Consider the following 17097-nt stretch of genomic DNA (forward strand, 5'->3'; position numbering starts at 1 on the left):
TCATGCCTTATCCGAAATTCTTTCGCCAAACAGTCCCTGCGGACGGATCAGGAGCGCGGCAATCAGCACCAAAAAGACGACCGCATCCTTGTATTGTGAAAACTGGATGGAACTATAAGATTCCACAAGACCGATAAACAGGGAACCGATGATCGCGCCCTTGATGTTGCCGAAGCCGCCCAGTACAACACCGGCGAAGGAGCGGAGCTGAAGCGAGCCAAGTGTGTTGCTGACCATAAAAATGGGAGAGATCATATAGCCGCCGACACCGGACAGGATTACAACAATAATATAGGTGGCGGCAGTGGTCAGGATAGTCGGAATGCCCAGCAGTTCTGCGGCATAGCTGTCCTGCGCAGCTGCCTGCATCATGCGGCCGGCATACAGACGCTCAAACAGGATGAACACCAGAACGATTAGAATGGCTCCGACAATAATGGTAAGCACATATTGCCATTGCAGCGAAACCGATCCGATGCGCAGGACGGAAGCCTTGCCGGTTTCTGCGTTTTTCATCAGCGGCGGCATGCTGCGGGGGAGGCTGCCCCAAATCAGTGTTGCCAGTTCTTTGAGCGCCATGGATGCACCCATGGTTGAAATGATGGTCGCGGCCGGATAGGACGCGTTGCGGAGCGGCCAATACGTGGTAAACATAAATACCAGCGCGAGCACAGCAAAACAAATGAGTGAGAACGGCACCATAATATAAAGAGGAAGCTCCAAATCAATGGTGAGCCAGCAGGTGATGAAGGCGCCCATCATCAAAAGATCGCCTTGCGCAAAATTCATTACACCGACTGCACGAATCAGCAGAATGATGCCCATGGCCATGAGCGCATAAATCATGCCCATGGCGAAACCGTTTACGGTTAAGGATATTAGCGTATTTACATTCATTGTTTCACCCTTTACCTTTCTTCATATTTTTTGTTGACTTCCAATTTGTATGGAAAGCAAATAGTATGCCATGATAGGATGTCGCTGTTTTTTCGGACAGGCTTTCCAGCTGGACTGATGTTTTTTGTTGATTTTGTGCGGCACAGAGATGGACGGAAGGGGACTTTTTAGGAAAACGTTCTAAAAGTGCTTCAGTGTAATGAAACATCGAAATGAAACACGAAACATGTTTTGCGGACGGTTGCAGGGCCTGCTGAAAAAATACGAGAGGCATGGACGATTTGACGCATTTTCCTTGGCCGGCTATGTCAAAAACAACGAATTTCAAAATAAGCTGCAAGATGGCATTGGTTTTGCTCTATACAGGGGCAAGCAGCCTGGATCAAGGCGTGGTAACGGCTGCCATGACCCCGTATTTTTATTTTAAGGAGGCATTATATAATGAACAAGAAGAAAATGTTGGCAATTCTGTGTATGGGCTCCCTCCTGTTGGGAACAACTGCTTGTGTGAGCACGGAAGTGCCGGAGGATGGCACGCAGGATACGACGCAGACCACGCAGGAGCAAACCACGACATCAGCAGAGGGTACGGTTTCGTTCGGCATCACCGCACCGCTGTCCGGTACCAATAAGATGAATGGCGACTATATTATGAATGCTGCAAATCTGGCAGCGGAAAAGATCAATGCCGAAGGCGGTATCCTCGGCAAGGAGCTGGTGCTGGTTGCAGAGGATGAAGTGGACAACATGCAGGCATCGGTCAACGCGATGACCAAGCTGGCCAACAACCCGGACATCATGGCATTCTTTGGCTCTTCTTCCTCTTCCAATGATATTGGTGTTTCGCCGATTGTGGCAGAGAAAAAGGTGACCATGTTTGCGGCCGGTTCGTCGGCGAATATCCCGGAAGAAAAGAACGATTATATGTGGCAGGTGCGCACAACCGATGATAAGTCGGGCGCACGCATTGCACAGGCGGCGGTCAATGAGCTGGGCATGAAAAATCCGGTGATCATGTACTCGACGGAAAGCTTTGGCACGGGCTTAAAGGATCAGATTGTTGCAGCACTGAAAGAACTGGGGATCAACGTATCTGAGAGCAACCTGTATGGATATACCACAGATGATAAGAATTTCGCTCCGATCATTACGCAGATTCAGAATTCGGATGTGGATGGCCTGATCGGCGTTTCCATGAGCCAGCTGCAGGCGGCGATGATCTGCCAGCAGGTGGACGCTGCCGGTTTGGATCTGCCGATGATTGGCGGCAACTCGTTCTGCACGGCGGTCTGCCGCGATAATGCGGGCAGCTCGGCCGATGGCTGGTATGCGATCGCGGACTGGACCAGCGAGATTACAACGCCCAACGGCAAGGCGTTCGAAGATGCATATCGTGAGGCGTATGGCGCGCCGTCGGATTATATTTCTGCAACCTGCTATGATGCGATCCTTTTGTTTAAGGAAGCCTGCGAGATTGCCAATACCACGACCGATCGCGAAGCTATTAACGAGGCGCTCAAGCAGATCAATAATTTTGAAGGTGTTATGACCACCTACAACTATCAGGAGAACCATTGCCTGGCATCCAATCAGATGCTGGTACAGAATCAGGACGGTCTGGCGGTTATGATCAGTGTCGTGGAGTAACGATGCTGCATAGATCGCTTGCATTTGATAAAAGGGAGGCGGAATCTTGAATTATACGATCACCCCAATGCTGATGGGACGGTTTGTAGGACATGAAAAATCGGCATTTACCTACAAAAAAGATTATGGCGTTGGGTTAAATGCACCACTGTTTACGTTTTTGGTACAGGGTGGAGGAAAAAACATTTTGTTTGACTGCGGGCCGGAAAGCCCGGAACTGGCGCCGCTTAAAACACATCGCCAGATCACGGAGCATGTTTCGTTGCAGGATCAGCTGCAACAGCACGGCTTGACGCCTTCGGATATTGACGCGGTGGTAGTATCCCATTTGCATTGGGACCATTCGTATAATCTGGAACTGTTTCCGGATAAACCGATTTATGTGCAGGCGGAAGAGGTGCGCGCGGCACTCACGCCCATACCCTGCGAGGAGCATAATTACAATGTCAAGGATGGCAACGGCCTGCCGCAGTGGCTTGCCGGATTTGAAGCAATGGTGCAGCTGGAGGGCGATTTCCAGTTGGCAGATGGGCTGCGCATTGTGACATTGCCCGGCCACAGTCCGGGATTGCATGGCCTGCTGGTGGATACGGCAGAGGATCGGTATCTGTTGGCCAGCGATCACTATCCACTGATCGAAAATTATGAAAAAGGGATTCCGGCAGGCAGCCACACCAGCTTGTATCAATGGTATGACAGCCATAAGAAAGTGCTCGAACTGGCAGATCATGTCTTGCCGGGACATGATGATTATGTGTTGCGCCGGCAGATATACGGAAATACCCCATAACAATCAAAAAAGCGCGGCCAGCGTTCCCAGAGGGAATGCTGGCTGCGCCTTTTTATGGTCGTATGAGTAAAGAAAAGGAAAGCTCAGGGTTCTTCTTCCATGCGTTTGAGATAACGCCATAAGGTGGCACGGCTGATGCCCAAGCGTTCGGCGGCCGCCTGACGGTTGTCGCCGGTCTCCTCCAGTGCTTTTCGGATTTTCGCAGTATCGATCGTATTGGCGGACCGGCGAGAGGGACTGCTGGCGGTGTTCATGGTGTGGATGCTATGTGACAGCAGCTGCGAGACAAAGTCGGCTTCAATACTGCTGCTGTGGCAGAGAACCACCATGCGTTCGCAAAAGTTTTGCAGCTCGCGGATGTTGCCGGGCCAAAGCTGTGCACTCAGCAATTCTGCTGCATCCGGTTCAAGGGGAAGTGGTTCCCGTCCGGCACGCTGGCAAAACCGGGAGATGAATTGCTCGGCCAGCAAGGGAACATCCCCTTTGCGCTCCCGCAGCGGCGGCAAACGGAAGTCCAGAACATCAATTCGATATAATAAATCCTCACGAAACAGCCCTTTTTTCACCTGCGTATACAGGTCTTTGTTGGTGGCGCAAATGACGCGCACATCGACACGGATGACTTTATCATCGCCCAAACGCATCACTTCGCGTTCCTGCAGGACACGCAGTAAGCGACCCTGCAAAGCCAGAGGGATTTCGGATATTTCATCCAGAAAAATAGTGCCGCGATGGGCCTGCTCAAATAAGCCGAGCTTGCCGTTTTTGTTTGCGCCGGTAAATGCGCCTGCTACATAGCCGAATAATTCGCTTTCCAGCAGGTTTTCGGGCAACGCAGCGCAGTTGATCGCAACAAAGGGTTGTGCACTGCGGCTGCTGGCATTGTGGATGGATTGCGCGAACAGTTCCTTACCGGTGCCGCTCTGGCCGATGATGAGAATATCGGAAGCGGTGGACGCATAGGCCTTGGCGGTATCAATCGCTGCTTGCAGTGCGGGAGAAACGCCGACAATGGACTCAAATGTGTATTTGGCGATATGCCCACGCTCATAGATCTTGCCGCGCAGCTTGATTTCTGTTTCTTGCAGCTGTGTTGCATTGAGAAACGCCAAAACGCAGCCGACTTCCTCCCCATGCAGCAGCAGCGCCACCTTTTTGAAAGAAAGGTGTGTGTTGCCGTAGGGGACGATTTCATCAATATAGGATTGACTGCTGCAAACCGCCGCAGTGATGCGCGGCGCGTGCAATACATCCTGAATATGCATCCCGATATACCAGTTCCCGGGTGCAAGGTTGAGAATCTTTTGCGCAGCGGTGGATAGTGCGGTAATGCGATGGTCCTTGTCCAGCGAAATGAGGCCTTCAAAGGCATTATCCAGCATGGCCTGATTGCTTAAAACAAATTCCCGGTTGCGGCGGCTGGTCACACCCAGCTGCCGGGCAGACATGAGCGCGTTCCAGATCGAGTCATGGCTGGAGCAGAGCAGGGTATGATGTACGCCGAAGTTTTCCGCATAAATGCAGCCGCGAATGCCGCCAATAATAACCTGGCAGCCGCTCGAAACGGCCTGCTCCACGTTGCGGTAAATCTCTTCTTCGGTGTTTTCCTTGAGATAGAAAATTTTGCAGTTAATTTTGAAAAATTCCAGAATACGGTCCAAGCCCTCGAACATATTAGGCGAGCCGATAACCGCCGCCGGAAGGTCGCCAAACCGTTCCCGCACCGCAAAAATGGTTTGCAGAATGTCATTTGCACTGATCATCAGTTCGATTACTGGGATGTGAAAATGCTTGTGCTGTAAGTCGTAAGCCGTGCCGCCTCGAGCGATGATGACATCGGCATCCGGGTTGCTGCTGAGAAATTCCTGCGTTGTGCTGGCTTGCGTGACGGTCAATTCATAGCGGTCTTCGGAGGGGGTGAGCTGCTCCTGCTGTTCGATTTCGTCCCATACCTGACAGACCAGTTCAGTCATTTCTTCGAACGGAACAATCATCAATATTTTGATCAAGGCTGAACCTCCTGTCGGTGTGTGAAATGTTTCTTGAAACGGTGTTTCTGCAAAGGTGAAACGCTTTCTTCGAATATACTGCAACGCAGAAAAAAAAGTCAACATGCGGTGTGGTTGGTTTATGCAGAACGACGATAAAAACAGACACAATTTTGTAAAAAGGCTTTTTTCTTTGCAACGATCAGTTTGGCACGGGTTTTGCGTCTCTAAAGGAACAGATGAAAAAAGGGAGTGGGTGGCACTTGATGAAAACACGTGTGCTGGTTGACTCTGCTTTGTCGGATTCCGGACGGCAATATTTGCTGGATCGATATTATGAACTCGTTGTTGCGCCGGAGGATATGGACAGCCAAGCCAATATGGCGCAATCCTGTGATGCCATGCTGCTGCATCAGGGGACTTGGTCGCGTGAGCGCCTGCAGCAGGCAGGGACACGGTTAAAGGTGATTTGTGTTCCGGGGGTTGCCGCTGATCCTGTCGACTTATCTGCCGCAAGCGCCTTGGGAATCTGGGTGGTGGACAGTGATGCGGCAGGGGTGGAATCCCGGGCCGAGTATGAGATTGCCTTATTGCTGTCCTGCTGCAAGCAGATCGTCCGGATGGACTATTTGGTGCATTCGCAGAATACAGCGGCATATTCCCCTGCGGGCAATACCGAACTGCGCGGCAAAAAAATTGGTTTCATCGGATGGGATGAAACGGCAGCGCTGGTGGCGCATAAATGCAGGCTTGCCTTTGAAATGGAAAGCTGCTGTCTGCCGCAGAACCAGCTGCAAATGCTGCCGGCGACAGTCGGCCGCTGCAGCAGTATGGAAAGATTACTGGCGGAATCCGACTTTGTTTGTATTCACGCTGCGCTTCGGCCCGGGATGTTGGACCATGCCTGCTTTTGCCGCATGAAGCCGACCGCATACCTGATTTGCATTGCAAATGAGTGGGCGCTCAATTGCTCCGATCTATGCGATGCACTTTGGCAGGAAATGCTGGCTGGGGCGGCGGTCGGACAGGGCGTGCGGCAGCAGCCAAGCGGAGAACAGTTATGGCAGCAACCGGGTGTGGTCCCCGTTTTGCCGCTGTCTTACTACACCTATGAAGCGCTCAACCGGATGGACCTGTTTGCCGCGCAGGCAGTGGATACCATTCTTTGCGGGCATCCGATCCCGGAATTGCGTACCCATCCGGAAACGCCGCGCATCCGATTATACCGCGAAGGTTATCAGGGAAAAGCCTAAGGCCAAGATCTGTTTTCCTATGGCCGATGGTTTTTAATAAAGAAAATAATAGGAGGAATACTATGTTTCAGCTACCAAAAATCACCGATAAAATTGCTGCCGGCAAGATTCCGGTTGGCTCACATGTTGGCTTTGACAGCCCGTTTCTGACCGAAGCGCTCGCAGGCTGCGGCTTCGACTTTATCTGGATCGACGCGGAGCACTCCGCAATCGACAAAAAGGATATCCAGAACCACCTGCTCGCGTGCCGCGCGGCGGGTGTGGCTGGTATTGTGCGCGTGCCGTGGAACGATCATGTGTTTATCAAGAGAGTGCTCGCTATGGGCGCGGACGGCATCATCGTGCCGATGGTTCGTTCGCTGGAGGAGGCGAAAACCGCTGCGGCGGCGACGCACTATCCGCCGAACGGCGTGCGCGGCATGGGAACGCGCCGTGCAGTCAACTACTCAATGTGGGATAAGGCAGAGTACACCGCCAATGAGGACAAGCATATCTGGACGATCGTGCAGATCGAGCATGTCGATGTGGTCAAGGACCTCGAAGCGATTGCGGCACTGCCAGGCATTTCGGGATTTGTCATCGGCCCGAACGATTACGCCATGAGCATGAATACGCAGGAGCATCGTTATACGGCTGCGTCCCCCGAAGCCAAGGCGGAGTTTGATAAAATCGGTGCGATCCTGCGCAAGACCGGCAAGCCCTTTGGCGTATCCGGCGCATACAGTGAGCAGTTCGTCAAGGACTGGATCGGTCGCGGCGCAAACTGGCTGTGCATGAATTTTGATTTCAATTACATCGTCAACGGCGGCAAGGCGGTGCTCAAGGGCACGCACGAGACGCTGGATGCATTGGGACAGGCATACTAAGGAGGGCGGAAAACGTCTGCCATCCTCAGATAAGGAGGGTTTCATGTTTGAAGAACAAAGGATACAGGAAATTGCCCGTCAGATTCGCCGCGATATCGTGACAATGACGCATGAGGCCGGTTCAGGGCATCCGGGCGGGTCGCTTTCCGCAGCCGATCTGCTGGCAGCGCTTTATTTCACCGACCAGTTCCGCTGCGACCCGAGCAACCCGGATTGGGAAGAGCGCGACCGCTTTATCCTATCCAAGGGACATACCGCGCCAGTCCTTTACAGCGTGCTCGCACGGCGGGGCTTTTTCCCGCCGGAGGAGCTGCTGACGCTGCGCAAATTGGATTCGCGCTTGCAGGGACATCCCAAGAAGGGCGCAACGCCCGGACTGGACTGCTCTTCCGGTTCACTCGGACAGGGGCTTTCGGTTGCAAACGGCATCGCATATGCGCTGCGCCGCCGCGGCTCGGACGCGCGCGTCTATTGCCTGATGGGCGACGGTGAATTGCAGGAAGGACAAGTCTGGGAGGCGGCGATGTTCGCGCCTCAGCATGGTCTGGATAACGTGTGCGCCATTGTCGATTACAACAACGTGCAGCTTGACGGTAAGGTGGACGAAATCAAGGACGTTTATCCGCTGCGCGAGAAGTGGGAAGCGTTCCGCTGGAATGTGATCGAAGCGGACGGGCACAATGTGCGCGAGATGTACGAAGCATATCAGGCGGCGCGTGCCTGCAAGGGAAAACCCACGGTCATTCTGGCGCGCTGCGTCAAGGGAAAGGGCGTTTCCTATATGGAAAACAGCGCCAAGTGGCATGGAACTGCGCCGAATGACGAAGAATATCAGCGGGCGATGGCGGAATTGGAGGTGCAGGCATGAAGGATACTCCAATGCGCGACGGCTACGGCAAAGCCATTCTGGAGCTGAGCCAAAAGCACGAGGACGTGATGGTACTGGACGCAGACGTGGCCAAATCCACCCGTTCCGAGTGGGTGAAAAAGGAAAATCCGTCACATTTTCTGGATTGCGGTATCTCTGAGCAGGATATGGTCGGCACGGCGTCCGGCATGGCGCTGGCGGGACTGACCCCGTTTGTCTCGACCTACGGTGTGTTTCTTGCGGGACGCGCGTGGGATCAGATACGCAACACGGTCTGCTATAACCATCTGAACGTCAAGCTCGCGGGCGCGCACGGCGGCATTTCGGTCGGTCCGGACGGCGCCACCCATCAGGCGCTCGAGGATGTAGCGCTTATGCGTACGCTGCCGGGTATGACGGTGGTCGTGCCGTGCGACGCGATCGAAACCTATAAGGCGACCATGGCGCTGTATGATACGGCAGGCCCGTGCTATATCCGGTTCGGACGTGAAGCCGTGCCCGTGGTGACCGATGACGACACGCCGTTTATCCTTGGAAGAAATAGACTGGTACAGGATGGCACGGATGTGGTATACTTGGCCAACGGTTATCTGGTGCATCAGGCGATGCGGGCGGCGGAAAAACTGGCAGAAGAAGGCATTTCCGCGCGTGTGGTCGATGTGCATACGGTCAAGCCGCTCGACCGTGAGGACGTGATCCGTCACGCCTCCGAGACCGGCGCGGTCGTCACCTGCGAGGAGCATCAGATCGCGGGTGGCCTTGGCGGCGCGGTGTGCGAAGCACTTGCAGAAAGCGTATGCGTGCCGGTCGAGCGTATCGGCGTGCGGGACAGCTTTGGAGAGTCCGGCACACCGGAGGAACTGATTGAAAAGTATGGTCTTGGTGTGGATGCGCTGTGTGAGGCGGCGCGCCGCGCGATTGCCAGAAAATGATAAGTAAGGAAGCGGGGAGGGACTGGCATGAGAATGGATGCGAAGCAGGAACTGGCGCAAAAGCAGACGCTTTCGCAGGCACAGGTGCAGTCCCTCCATGTGCTTTCCATGACGGGGGACGAGCTGGAGCAGTTTGTGCAGCGTGAGGTGGAGGATAATCCGCTGCTCGAGCAACCGGATTGCACGGTGGCACCTGTATTGCAGACGGGCGGCTGCCGCGTCTCCCTTTCCCGTGCTTCCGGTGAGGAGGAGCCAGCCTATCGCGACATCCCGGCGCCGGAACGCACCAGCCTGCGCGACCATCTGCGCGGCCAGCTGGATGAACGGGCTTTGACCGCGGCGGAGCGGCGGTGCCTGTATTATCTGATTGATTCGCTGGACGGACAGGGTTTTCTGGATGTGAGCGCGCAGGAAGCGGCCAGTGTGTTGCAATTAGACCCGCTGCTGGCGACGCGGTGCGTGGAACGGCTGCGCTCACTCGACCCGCCGGGCGTGGGCGCACGCGATCTGGGCGATTGCCTGTCCCTGCAGCTTAGGCGCGCAGGCAAAAGCAACGCCGCGTTTGAAACACTGCTGCAAGGCTATCTGGAGGATCTGGCGGCAGGACACTTTCAAAAGATCACCCAAAAAACCGGTATCTCGCGGCTGATCCAGCACCGTTGTCTGGAGGCGATCCGTTCTTTGAACCCGCATCCGGCAGCCGCGTTCAGCGAGGAGACCGTAGGATATGTGGTGCCGGACCTGATTTGTGAGTATGTAGACGGTGAATGGCTGATCCAGATCAACGACCGTTGGATGGGTTCGGTCGGCATTTCCACCATGTATGAGCGCTTGCTGCGCGCGGACAACAGTCAGGCGGTGCGGGAGTATTACAGCGAGCGGTTGGCAAGGGCACGGTTTGTGATTTCCTGTATCGAAAAACGGCGTGTTACGCTGCTAAACATCTGCTGCGTCTGCGGGCGCACAGCAAAGGGCGTTGCTTTGGCAGCGCCCTTTGCCGTTTTTCTGTCCGGTTGACAAACCACAGTCCGAACGATACAATGTCACATATTGCAAGCAGAAAGGGGGGCGCGGCATGGCACATCGCCACGCACACGGGCCGCGTTCGATTGACCGGCTGGCGTATCAGTCCGGCATGCGCGGTTGGAATCCAGTGTTTAAGACAGTGCTGGCGGTCGGCACGCTGGTGCTCTGCCTCGCCGCCGACCGCCCAGCGGTATCCGCAGCAGTCATCCTCGCGTTAGCGGCGCTGCAAAAGGGCAAGGGAAAGCTGCCGCTGCGGGCGTATTTTGGCCTGCTGCTTGTGCCGCTGGCGTTTCTGCTGCTGGGCGGCGCGGCGGTCGCGTGCGACGTTTCTGCTGTGCCTGTGGGCGATTGGCAGGTGCGCTTGTCGTGGTTTTATGTGTGCGCCAGCGCGGACAGCATCCGCTTTGCCGCGGCGCTGGTGCTCAAAGCACTCGGTGCGGTCAGCGTAATGTATCTGCTGGCGTTTACCACCACCGCCTGCGAGCTGGTGGATGTGCTGCGCCACGCGCATCTGCCGCCACTGCTGTGCGAGCTGATGTACCTCATCTACCGCTTTGTGTTTGTGCTGCTGGATATGTACGGACGCATGTGGCAGGCGGCGGGCGCACGGTTGGGCTGGCGGGATTTCCGCACCTCATGCCGTTCGTTCGGCGGCACGGCGGGCAATCTGTTTGTGTTGGCGCTGCGCCGCTCGCGCGTGTACGCGGATGCGATGACTGCGCGCGGGTATGACGGCGATTTGCGCTTTTTGGAAGAAGAAAAGCCGGTGCATGGCATACAAATCGTCGGGATGCTGTTGTTTTGGGCGGCACTTGCAGCGCTTGCCGTTTTATAAAGAGAAAGGAGGAAAAATGCATGCAGCCGATTTTGCAGGTGCGGGATCTGCGGTTTTGCTATGATTCCGGCGCACCCGCGCTGGACGGCGTATCGCTCGATGTGCATGCGGGCGAGCGCATTGCAGTGCTCGGCCCGAACGGGGCGGGAAAGTCCACCTTTTTTCTGTGTTTGAACGGTGTGCTGACGCCGGAGAGCGGACAGATATTGCTGGACGGCAAGCCGGTTGACCGCAAAATGCGCAAAGCCCTGTGCGAGCGGGTCGGGATCGTGTTCCAGAACGCGGACGACCAAATCATCGCGTCTACGGTCGCGGCTGAGGTCTCCTTCGGGCCGATGAATCTGCGCCTGCCGCGGGATGAGGTCGCGCGGCGGGTAGACCATGCGTTGGATTACATGGATTTGCAGGAGTTCCGTGCGCGCCCGCCGCACGACCTGTCCGGCGGAGAGAAAAAGCGCGTGTCCATCGCGGACATTCTGGCGATGGAGAGCGAGGTCATTCTGCTGGACGAACCGGCGGCTTCACTCGATCCAGCAGGGGAGGAGCGGCTGGAGCGCGTGCTCGACCGCCTGTCGGACGAGGGGCGGACGCTTCTGATCTCCACGCATGATGTGGATTTTGCCTTTCGCTGGGCAACGCGCGCGGTGGTGTTTTCCGCGGGGCGCATCCTTGCCGACGACACGCCGCAGGCGGTGTTCGGGGATGCGGCGCTGCTGCGGCAGGCGCATTTGCGCCGCCCGGTGCTGGCGGAGGTGTTTGCAGCGCTGCGCGCGCGGGGGCTGGTGCCGCCCGATGCATCCTGCCCGGCATCGGTCGTGGCACTCGAGCGGCTGCTGGGTGAAAAATAAGTATGCACCTTGCGGAGCTATGACCCGCATGTTATAATGAAACTGCTTCTTCCGGCATAGAATGTCGGATACCAAAAGGTGCCTGCCACTTTCTCCGGCAGGAGAATAGGGAAAGAGGTGCAAATCCTCTGCGGTCCCGCCGCTGTAAGGGAAGAGCGCGCCGCCGAATACGTCACTGGGCCATAGGTCCGGGAAGACCGGCTGCGTGCAAGGACGCCCAAGCCAGAATACCTGCCTTTTGGGATGGAAGCGCATACGGCTACGAGTGATGGCCGGTTGTGCGTCAGCCCGGCTCTCCGGCAAAGGGAGAGGCGGGCGTTCAGCGCCGGCCTGATGCGTGGGAAGCATCGGGATACGGCGTATTTTTGTATCCGCAGTTTTTCGCGGGAAAGGAGAAAATATGACAAAAAAACAACAAAAATTGGTTCGGCTGACCGCTTGCGCCGCGCTTTTGTGCAGTGTGGTGCCTGTGGCGGGGGCAATGCACATCATGGAGGGCTTTCTGCCGCCGTCCATGTGCATCCTATGGGGCGTGATCGCGCTGCCATTTCTGTTGGCGGGGTACTTCTCGCTTCGGAAAACCGTGGCGCGCGACCGACGCGCGGTGGCGCTTATTGCGATGGCGGGTGCGTTCATCTTCGTCATTTCGTCGCTCAAAATTCCGTCCGTGACCGGATCGTGCTCGCACATGACCGGCACGGGACTGGGCGCGATCTTGTTCGGGCCGAGCGCAGTATCCATTCTGGGCGTGATCGTTCTGCTGTTTCAGGCGATCCTGCTGGCGCACGGCGGCTTGACCACGCTGGGCGCGAACACCTTTTCTATGGCGGTCGCGGGGCCGTTTGCCGCATTTGGGATTTACAGGCTGTGCCTGCGTTGCAAGGTAAACAAAAAGGTGTCGGTCTTTCTGGCGGCGGCGCTGGGCGACCTGATGACCTATTGCGTGACGAGTGTGCAGCTTGCGGTCGCTTACCCGTCCGCGACGGGCGGTGTTTTCGGCTCGGTGCTGGAATTTCTCGGCGTATTTGCGCCGACCCAGCTGCCGCTGGCGGTGCTCGAGGGCGTGCTGACCGTCATGATTATGATGGCGCTCGAAGCTTATGCGCAGCCTGAGCTGCGCGCCGTTGGATTTGAGGAGGCGGGCGTATGACGAAAAAGGATAGGGCACTGATGGTTGTGCTTCTGCTGCTTTGCGTGGTGCTGATCGTCACGCCCGTGCTGGCTTTGCGCGGCGCGGAGTTCGGCGGTTCGGACGATGCGGGCAGTGAAAAGGTCGCGGAAATCACGGGCGAGGACTATGAGCCGTGGGCAACGCCGGTGTTCGAGCAGCTGCTCGGCGGGGAACTGCCGGGCGAGCTGGAAAGCCTGCTGTTCTGCGTGCAGACAGGCGTGGGTGTGGGCGTGATCGCGTTTTTCCTTGGCCGCTTTGTCGAGCGGAAAAAGCAGGAAACTGCGCGCGGGACGCAAAAGGAGCAATGAGAAAGGCGGGCAGGGCGGGCTTTTGATTCGTCCTGCCCGGTGCTGTCTGCGGGGAGGTGACCGGAACGACAATGGAGCAAATAGCTTATCAGGGCGGACAGGCGCTGCGCCGCGGCTGGACAACGGGTTCGTGCGCGGCGGCAGCGGCGCAGGCGGCGGCAATGCTGTTGCTGACAGGTACCGCCCCTGTCGAAATTGCGCTGCAAACCCCGGCGGGACTGACCTTCCATCTGCCGGTCGAGCAGCCGCGATGGGAGGACGGCGCGGCGGTCTGCGCCGTGCGCAAGGACGCGGGCGACGACCCGGATGTGACAAACGGCGTGCGTATTTCGGCGGCAGTGCGCCGCACGGAAAGTGATATTGTGATCGAGGGCGGCGCGGGTGTTGGGCGTGTGACGCGCCCCGGTTTATCTGTTCCTGTGGGCGAAGCCGCCATCAATCCCGCCCCGCGTGCACAGATTACGGCAGCGGTTGAGCGCGCCGCACGCGAAGCAGGTTATACAGGCGGCTTTTCGGTGATCGTTTCGGCGGAAAACGGAGAGGAACTGGCCAAACAGACCTATAACGAACATCTGGGCGTGATGGGCGGCATTTCCATCCTCGGCACAAGCGGCGTGGTCGAACCGATGAGCGAAAAGGCGCTGGTCGATACCATCCGGCTCGAGCTGGACAGCCTGTATGCCGCCGGACAGCGGATCGCGTTCCTGTGCCCCGGTAACTACGGTGCGGACTTCGCGCGGGACACGTTGGGACTGGATTTGGAGCGGGCGGTCAAGTGCTCAAATTACATCGGAGAGACGCTCGACCACGCGGCGTTCGGTGGCTTTGCGGACATTCTGCTGGTCGGTCACGCGGGCAAGCTGGTCAAGCTAGCCGCGGGCGTGATGAATACGCATTCCTCGGTCGCGGACGGGCGGCAGGAGATTTTCACCGCGCACGCCGCCCTGTGCGGCGCGGAACGCGCGACGCTTGAAGGCTTGATGGACGCGATATCGGTCGATGCCTGCATTGCACTGCTGGACGCAGCCGGTCTGCGGGACGCAGTCATGGCGCGCATCGGCAAGGAAATAGAAAAGCGCCTTGCACTGCGGCTGCGCGGCAAAGCGCGCGTGGAATTTATGATGTTTACAGGAAAGTACGGCATTCTGGCACAGTCGCTCGGCGCACGGGCGCTGTGCGAGCGGTTAAAGGAGATAGTATGACAAAGGGAACATTATATGGCGTGGGCGTGGGTCCGGGCGACCCGGAACTCTTGACGGCCAAAGCCATCCGCGTGATTGGGGAGAGCGACGTGATCGCGGTGCCGCAGTCGGGCGCGGGCGAACAGACCGCGCTCGCGATCGCGGCGCAGTACATCGGGGACAAGCCGGTGCTGCACTGCGAGATGCCGATGACGCGCGACAAGGCGAAACGAGATGCCTGCCACGACCGCGCGGCGGATGATATCTGTGCGCTGCTGGATGAGGGCAAAACCGTTGCCTTTTTGACACTGGGCGACCCGACCGTATACTCTACCTGCTGGTATGTGCTGCGGCGCGTGCAGGCGCGCGGCTACATGACCGAAATCGTGCCGGGCGTGCCGTCGTTCTGCGCGGCGGCGGCCGCACTGGGCCGCGCGCTGTGCGAGGACGGCGAAATGCTGCATATCATCCCCGCCTCGCACGGCGGGGTGGACGCTGCGCTCGATTTGCCCGGCAGCCGCGTGCTGATGAAGGCGGGCAAGTCGATTCTCGAGGTGCGCGACAAGCTGGCCGCGCGCGGAGAACTCGCAAACGCGGCGCTCGTCGAGCGGTGCGGCATGGAAGGGGAACGCATCGTGACCGACCTTGCCCAGCTCGACGACCCGACCGGATATTTCTCGATTATTCTCGTCAAGGAGGGGAAGGCATGATTTATTTTGTCGGCGCAGGCTCGGGCGCGCCCGACCTGATTACCGTGCGCGGCGCAAAGCTGCTGGGCGAAGCGGACGTGATCGTGTACGCGGGTTCGCTGGTCAATCCTGCCCTGCTCGAGTATAAAAAAGACGGCTGCGAGGTTTACGACAGCGCCAAAATGACGCTCGAAGAGGTGATCGCGGTCATGGCACCTGCGGCGCAGGCGGGCAAGACAGTTGTGCGCTTACACACGGGCGACCCGTGCGTCTACGGCGCGCACCGCGAGCAGATGGACGCGCTCGACCGGCTGGGACTGGCATACGAGATTTGCCCCGGTGTTTCTTCGTTCTGCGGCGCGGCGGCGGCGCTCAAAGCCGAGTATACGCTGCCGAATGTCAGTCAGACGGTTATCCTGACCCGCATGGAGGGACGCACGCCCGTGCCGGAAAAAGAACAGATCGAGGCTCTTGCTGCGCACGGCGCAACGATGGTGGTTTTCCTGTCCGCAGGACAGCTGGAAAAGCTGTCCGCGCGGCTGATTTCGGGCGGCTACGCGCCTGATACGCCCGCCGCGATTGTCTACAAGGCGACGTGGCCGGATGAAAAGGTGATTCGCACGACGGTCAGCGGCCTTGCCGAAGCCGCCGCGCGCGAGGGTGTGACCAAAACCGCGCTGATCACGGTCGGCGGCTTTCTGGGCGACGAATATGACCGCTCGAAGCTCTACGACCCGACGTTTACCACGGGGTTCCGCGAGGCGAGCCGATGAAGCACGCCAAGTTTGTCTCGTTCACCGAAGTTGGTGCGCAGACCGCGCGCGAAGCGGCAGCGCTTTTACCCGACTTTCTGACCGAGCGGTATGCCCGTACGGTTGACCCCTCGCTCTCCGGTACGCAGCTTGCGCGCTTTGCGCAGCAGGCGATGGTGGACTGTGACCTGATCGTGTTCGTGGGTGCGGCGGGGATCGCGGTGCGCGCGGTTGCGCCGTACCTTGCGGGCAAGGCGTTCGATCCGGCGGTTGTTGTGATCGACGAGGCGGGGCGGTTCGTCATCCCGATTTTATCCGGCCATCTCGGCGGCGCGAATGCGCTGGCGCAGCGGTTGGCAGACGGACTGGGAGCGCAGGCGATCATCACGACCGCGACCGATGGTCGTGCGGCGTTCGCGGTCGATACATGGGCGGCGGCACATGACTGCGTCGTGGTCGATCCGCAGAACATCAAATACGTTTCCGGCGCGCTGCTGCGCGGCGAGCCGATTGGCCTGCGGTCGACGTTCCCGGTTTGTGGGCGTTTGCCCGCGCAGGTGGCGCTGGACGGCGCACCGGAAAGCGGTTTCTGCATCGGCTTTGACACCAAAGCTGCGCCGTTTGCACATACATTGCATCTGGTGCCGCGGGTCGTTTTCCTCGGCATCGGTTGCCGCAGGGGAACGGACGCGCAGACGATCGAGCAAGCCGTGCAGGCCGCGCTGGACACGGCGGGTGTGCCGTGGGACGCGGTGCGCGGGGTTGCCAGTATCGATGTAAAACAAAACGAGCCGGGGCTGCTGCGGTTCTGCGAAGCTCACGGCCTGACACTGACCGTGTTTTCGGCGGAGACGCTGCAAAGCGTCCGGGGCGATTTTACGCCGTCGGATTTTGTGGTCCGCACGGTCGGCGTGGATAACGTGTGCGAGCGCGCGGCGGTGTGCGCCGCGGTGGGCGGAGCACTGCTCTGCCGCAAGACCGCGCAAAACGGCGTAACGGCAGCACTTGCGCAGCAGGACTTTCGCGCGTGCTTTGAGGAAGAATAG

At 57.9% G+C, this 17097-nt stretch carries 17 protein-coding genes and 1 riboswitch; of the genes, 15 read left to right on the forward strand and 2 right to left on the reverse strand.

Translation table 11 applies throughout. The annotated features are described in order from the left end of the window. Complete coding sequence (locus ABGT74_RS04020; protein WP_346704573.1) at positions 1-897, reverse strand: branched-chain amino acid ABC transporter permease; 897 nt, start codon at positions 895-897, stop codon at positions 1-3. A 441-nt stretch (positions 898-1338) separates the two neighbouring features. Between ABGT74_RS04020 and ABGT74_RS04025 the strand changes: the two genes are divergently transcribed. Beyond that, positions 1339-2544 carry an ABC transporter substrate-binding protein gene (locus ABGT74_RS04025; protein ID WP_346704574.1) on the forward strand — a complete coding sequence of 402 codons (1206 nt, stop codon included), beginning with the start codon at positions 1339-1341 and terminating at the stop codon, positions 2542-2544. Between the two features lie 46 nt (positions 2545-2590). After that, on the forward strand, positions 2591-3334 hold the full coding sequence (locus ABGT74_RS04030) for an N-acyl homoserine lactonase family protein (protein ID WP_346704575.1): 744 nt from the start codon (positions 2591-2593) through the stop codon (positions 3332-3334). An 83-nt stretch (positions 3335-3417) separates the two neighbouring features. On the opposite strand, the gene ABGT74_RS04035 is transcribed toward ABGT74_RS04030, so the two are convergent. Continuing rightward, positions 3418-5343, reverse strand: coding sequence for a sigma 54-interacting transcriptional regulator (locus tag ABGT74_RS04035; protein WP_297282918.1), 1926 nt, complete (start codon positions 5341-5343; stop codon positions 3418-3420). A 245-nt stretch (positions 5344-5588) separates the two neighbouring features. On the opposite strand from ABGT74_RS04035, the gene ABGT74_RS04040 reads away from it, so the two are divergent. From ABGT74_RS04040 to ABGT74_RS04100, 13 genes are all read left to right on the forward strand, one after another. After that, complete coding sequence (locus ABGT74_RS04040; protein WP_297282955.1) at positions 5589-6575, forward strand: NAD(P)-dependent oxidoreductase; 987 nt, start codon at positions 5589-5591, stop codon at positions 6573-6575. Positions 6576-6637: 62 nt separating this feature from the next. Continuing rightward, positions 6638-7441: an aldolase/citrate lyase family protein gene (locus tag ABGT74_RS04045; protein WP_297282919.1), complete on the forward strand. Its 804-nt coding sequence runs from the start codon at positions 6638-6640 to the stop codon at positions 7439-7441. A gap of 43 nt (positions 7442-7484) precedes the next feature. Then, on the forward strand, positions 7485-8309 hold the full coding sequence (locus ABGT74_RS04050; protein WP_346704576.1) for a transketolase: 825 nt from the start codon (positions 7485-7487) through the stop codon (positions 8307-8309). Beyond that, positions 8306-9241: a transketolase C-terminal domain-containing protein gene (locus ABGT74_RS04055; RefSeq protein WP_346704577.1), complete on the forward strand. Its 936-nt coding sequence runs from the start codon at positions 8306-8308 to the stop codon at positions 9239-9241. Before ABGT74_RS04050 ends, ABGT74_RS04055 begins: the two co-directional genes overlap by 4 nt. Before the next feature lie 27 nt (positions 9242-9268). Then, a complete protein-coding gene (locus ABGT74_RS04060) occupies positions 9269-10258 on the forward strand; it encodes a hypothetical protein (protein ID WP_297282922.1) in 990 nt (329 codons plus the stop codon). 58 nt (positions 10259-10316) lie between these two features. Continuing rightward, positions 10317-11102: a cobalt ECF transporter T component CbiQ gene (gene cbiQ / locus ABGT74_RS04065; protein WP_346704578.1), complete on the forward strand. Its 786-nt coding sequence runs from the start codon at positions 10317-10319 to the stop codon at positions 11100-11102. A gap of 20 nt (positions 11103-11122) precedes the next feature. After that, complete coding sequence (locus tag ABGT74_RS04070; RefSeq protein ID WP_346704579.1) at positions 11123-11950, forward strand: ATP-binding cassette domain-containing protein; 828 nt, start codon at positions 11123-11125, stop codon at positions 11948-11950. 59 nt (positions 11951-12009) lie between these two features. Further along, a riboswitch (cobalamin riboswitch) is annotated at positions 12010-12204 on the forward strand. A gap of 146 nt (positions 12205-12350) precedes the next feature. Further along, positions 12351-13100, forward strand: coding sequence for an energy-coupling factor ABC transporter permease (locus tag ABGT74_RS04075; RefSeq protein WP_346704580.1), 750 nt, complete (start codon positions 12351-12353; stop codon positions 13098-13100). Next, on the forward strand, positions 13097-13429 hold the full coding sequence (locus tag ABGT74_RS04080) for an energy-coupling factor ABC transporter substrate-binding protein (RefSeq protein ID WP_346704581.1): 333 nt from the start codon (positions 13097-13099) through the stop codon (positions 13427-13429). The genes ABGT74_RS04075 and ABGT74_RS04080 overlap by 4 nt, the downstream gene beginning before the upstream one ends. Before the next feature lie 71 nt (positions 13430-13500). Further along, a complete protein-coding gene (cbiD, locus tag ABGT74_RS04085) occupies positions 13501-14631 on the forward strand; it encodes a cobalt-precorrin-5B (C(1))-methyltransferase CbiD (RefSeq protein WP_346704582.1) in 1131 nt (376 codons plus the stop codon). After that, positions 14628-15320, forward strand: a complete 693-nt coding sequence (gene cobI, locus ABGT74_RS04090) for a precorrin-2 C(20)-methyltransferase (RefSeq protein ID WP_346704583.1) — start codon at positions 14628-14630, stop codon at positions 15318-15320. Before cbiD ends, cobI begins: the two co-directional genes overlap by 4 nt. Further along, on the forward strand, positions 15317-16072 hold the full coding sequence (cobM, locus tag ABGT74_RS04095) for a precorrin-4 C(11)-methyltransferase (protein ID WP_346704584.1): 756 nt from the start codon (positions 15317-15319) through the stop codon (positions 16070-16072). The genes cobI and cobM overlap by 4 nt, the downstream gene beginning before the upstream one ends. Further along, positions 16069-17097 (forward strand): cobalamin biosynthesis protein, encoded by a 1029-nt coding sequence (locus ABGT74_RS04100; RefSeq protein WP_346704585.1) that lies wholly within the window; start codon positions 16069-16071, stop codon positions 17095-17097. Before cobM ends, ABGT74_RS04100 begins: the two co-directional genes overlap by 4 nt.

The organism is uncultured Agathobaculum sp. (assembly GCF_963927765.1).
Taxonomy (GTDB): domain Bacteria; phylum Bacillota; class Clostridia; order Oscillospirales; family Butyricicoccaceae; genus Agathobaculum.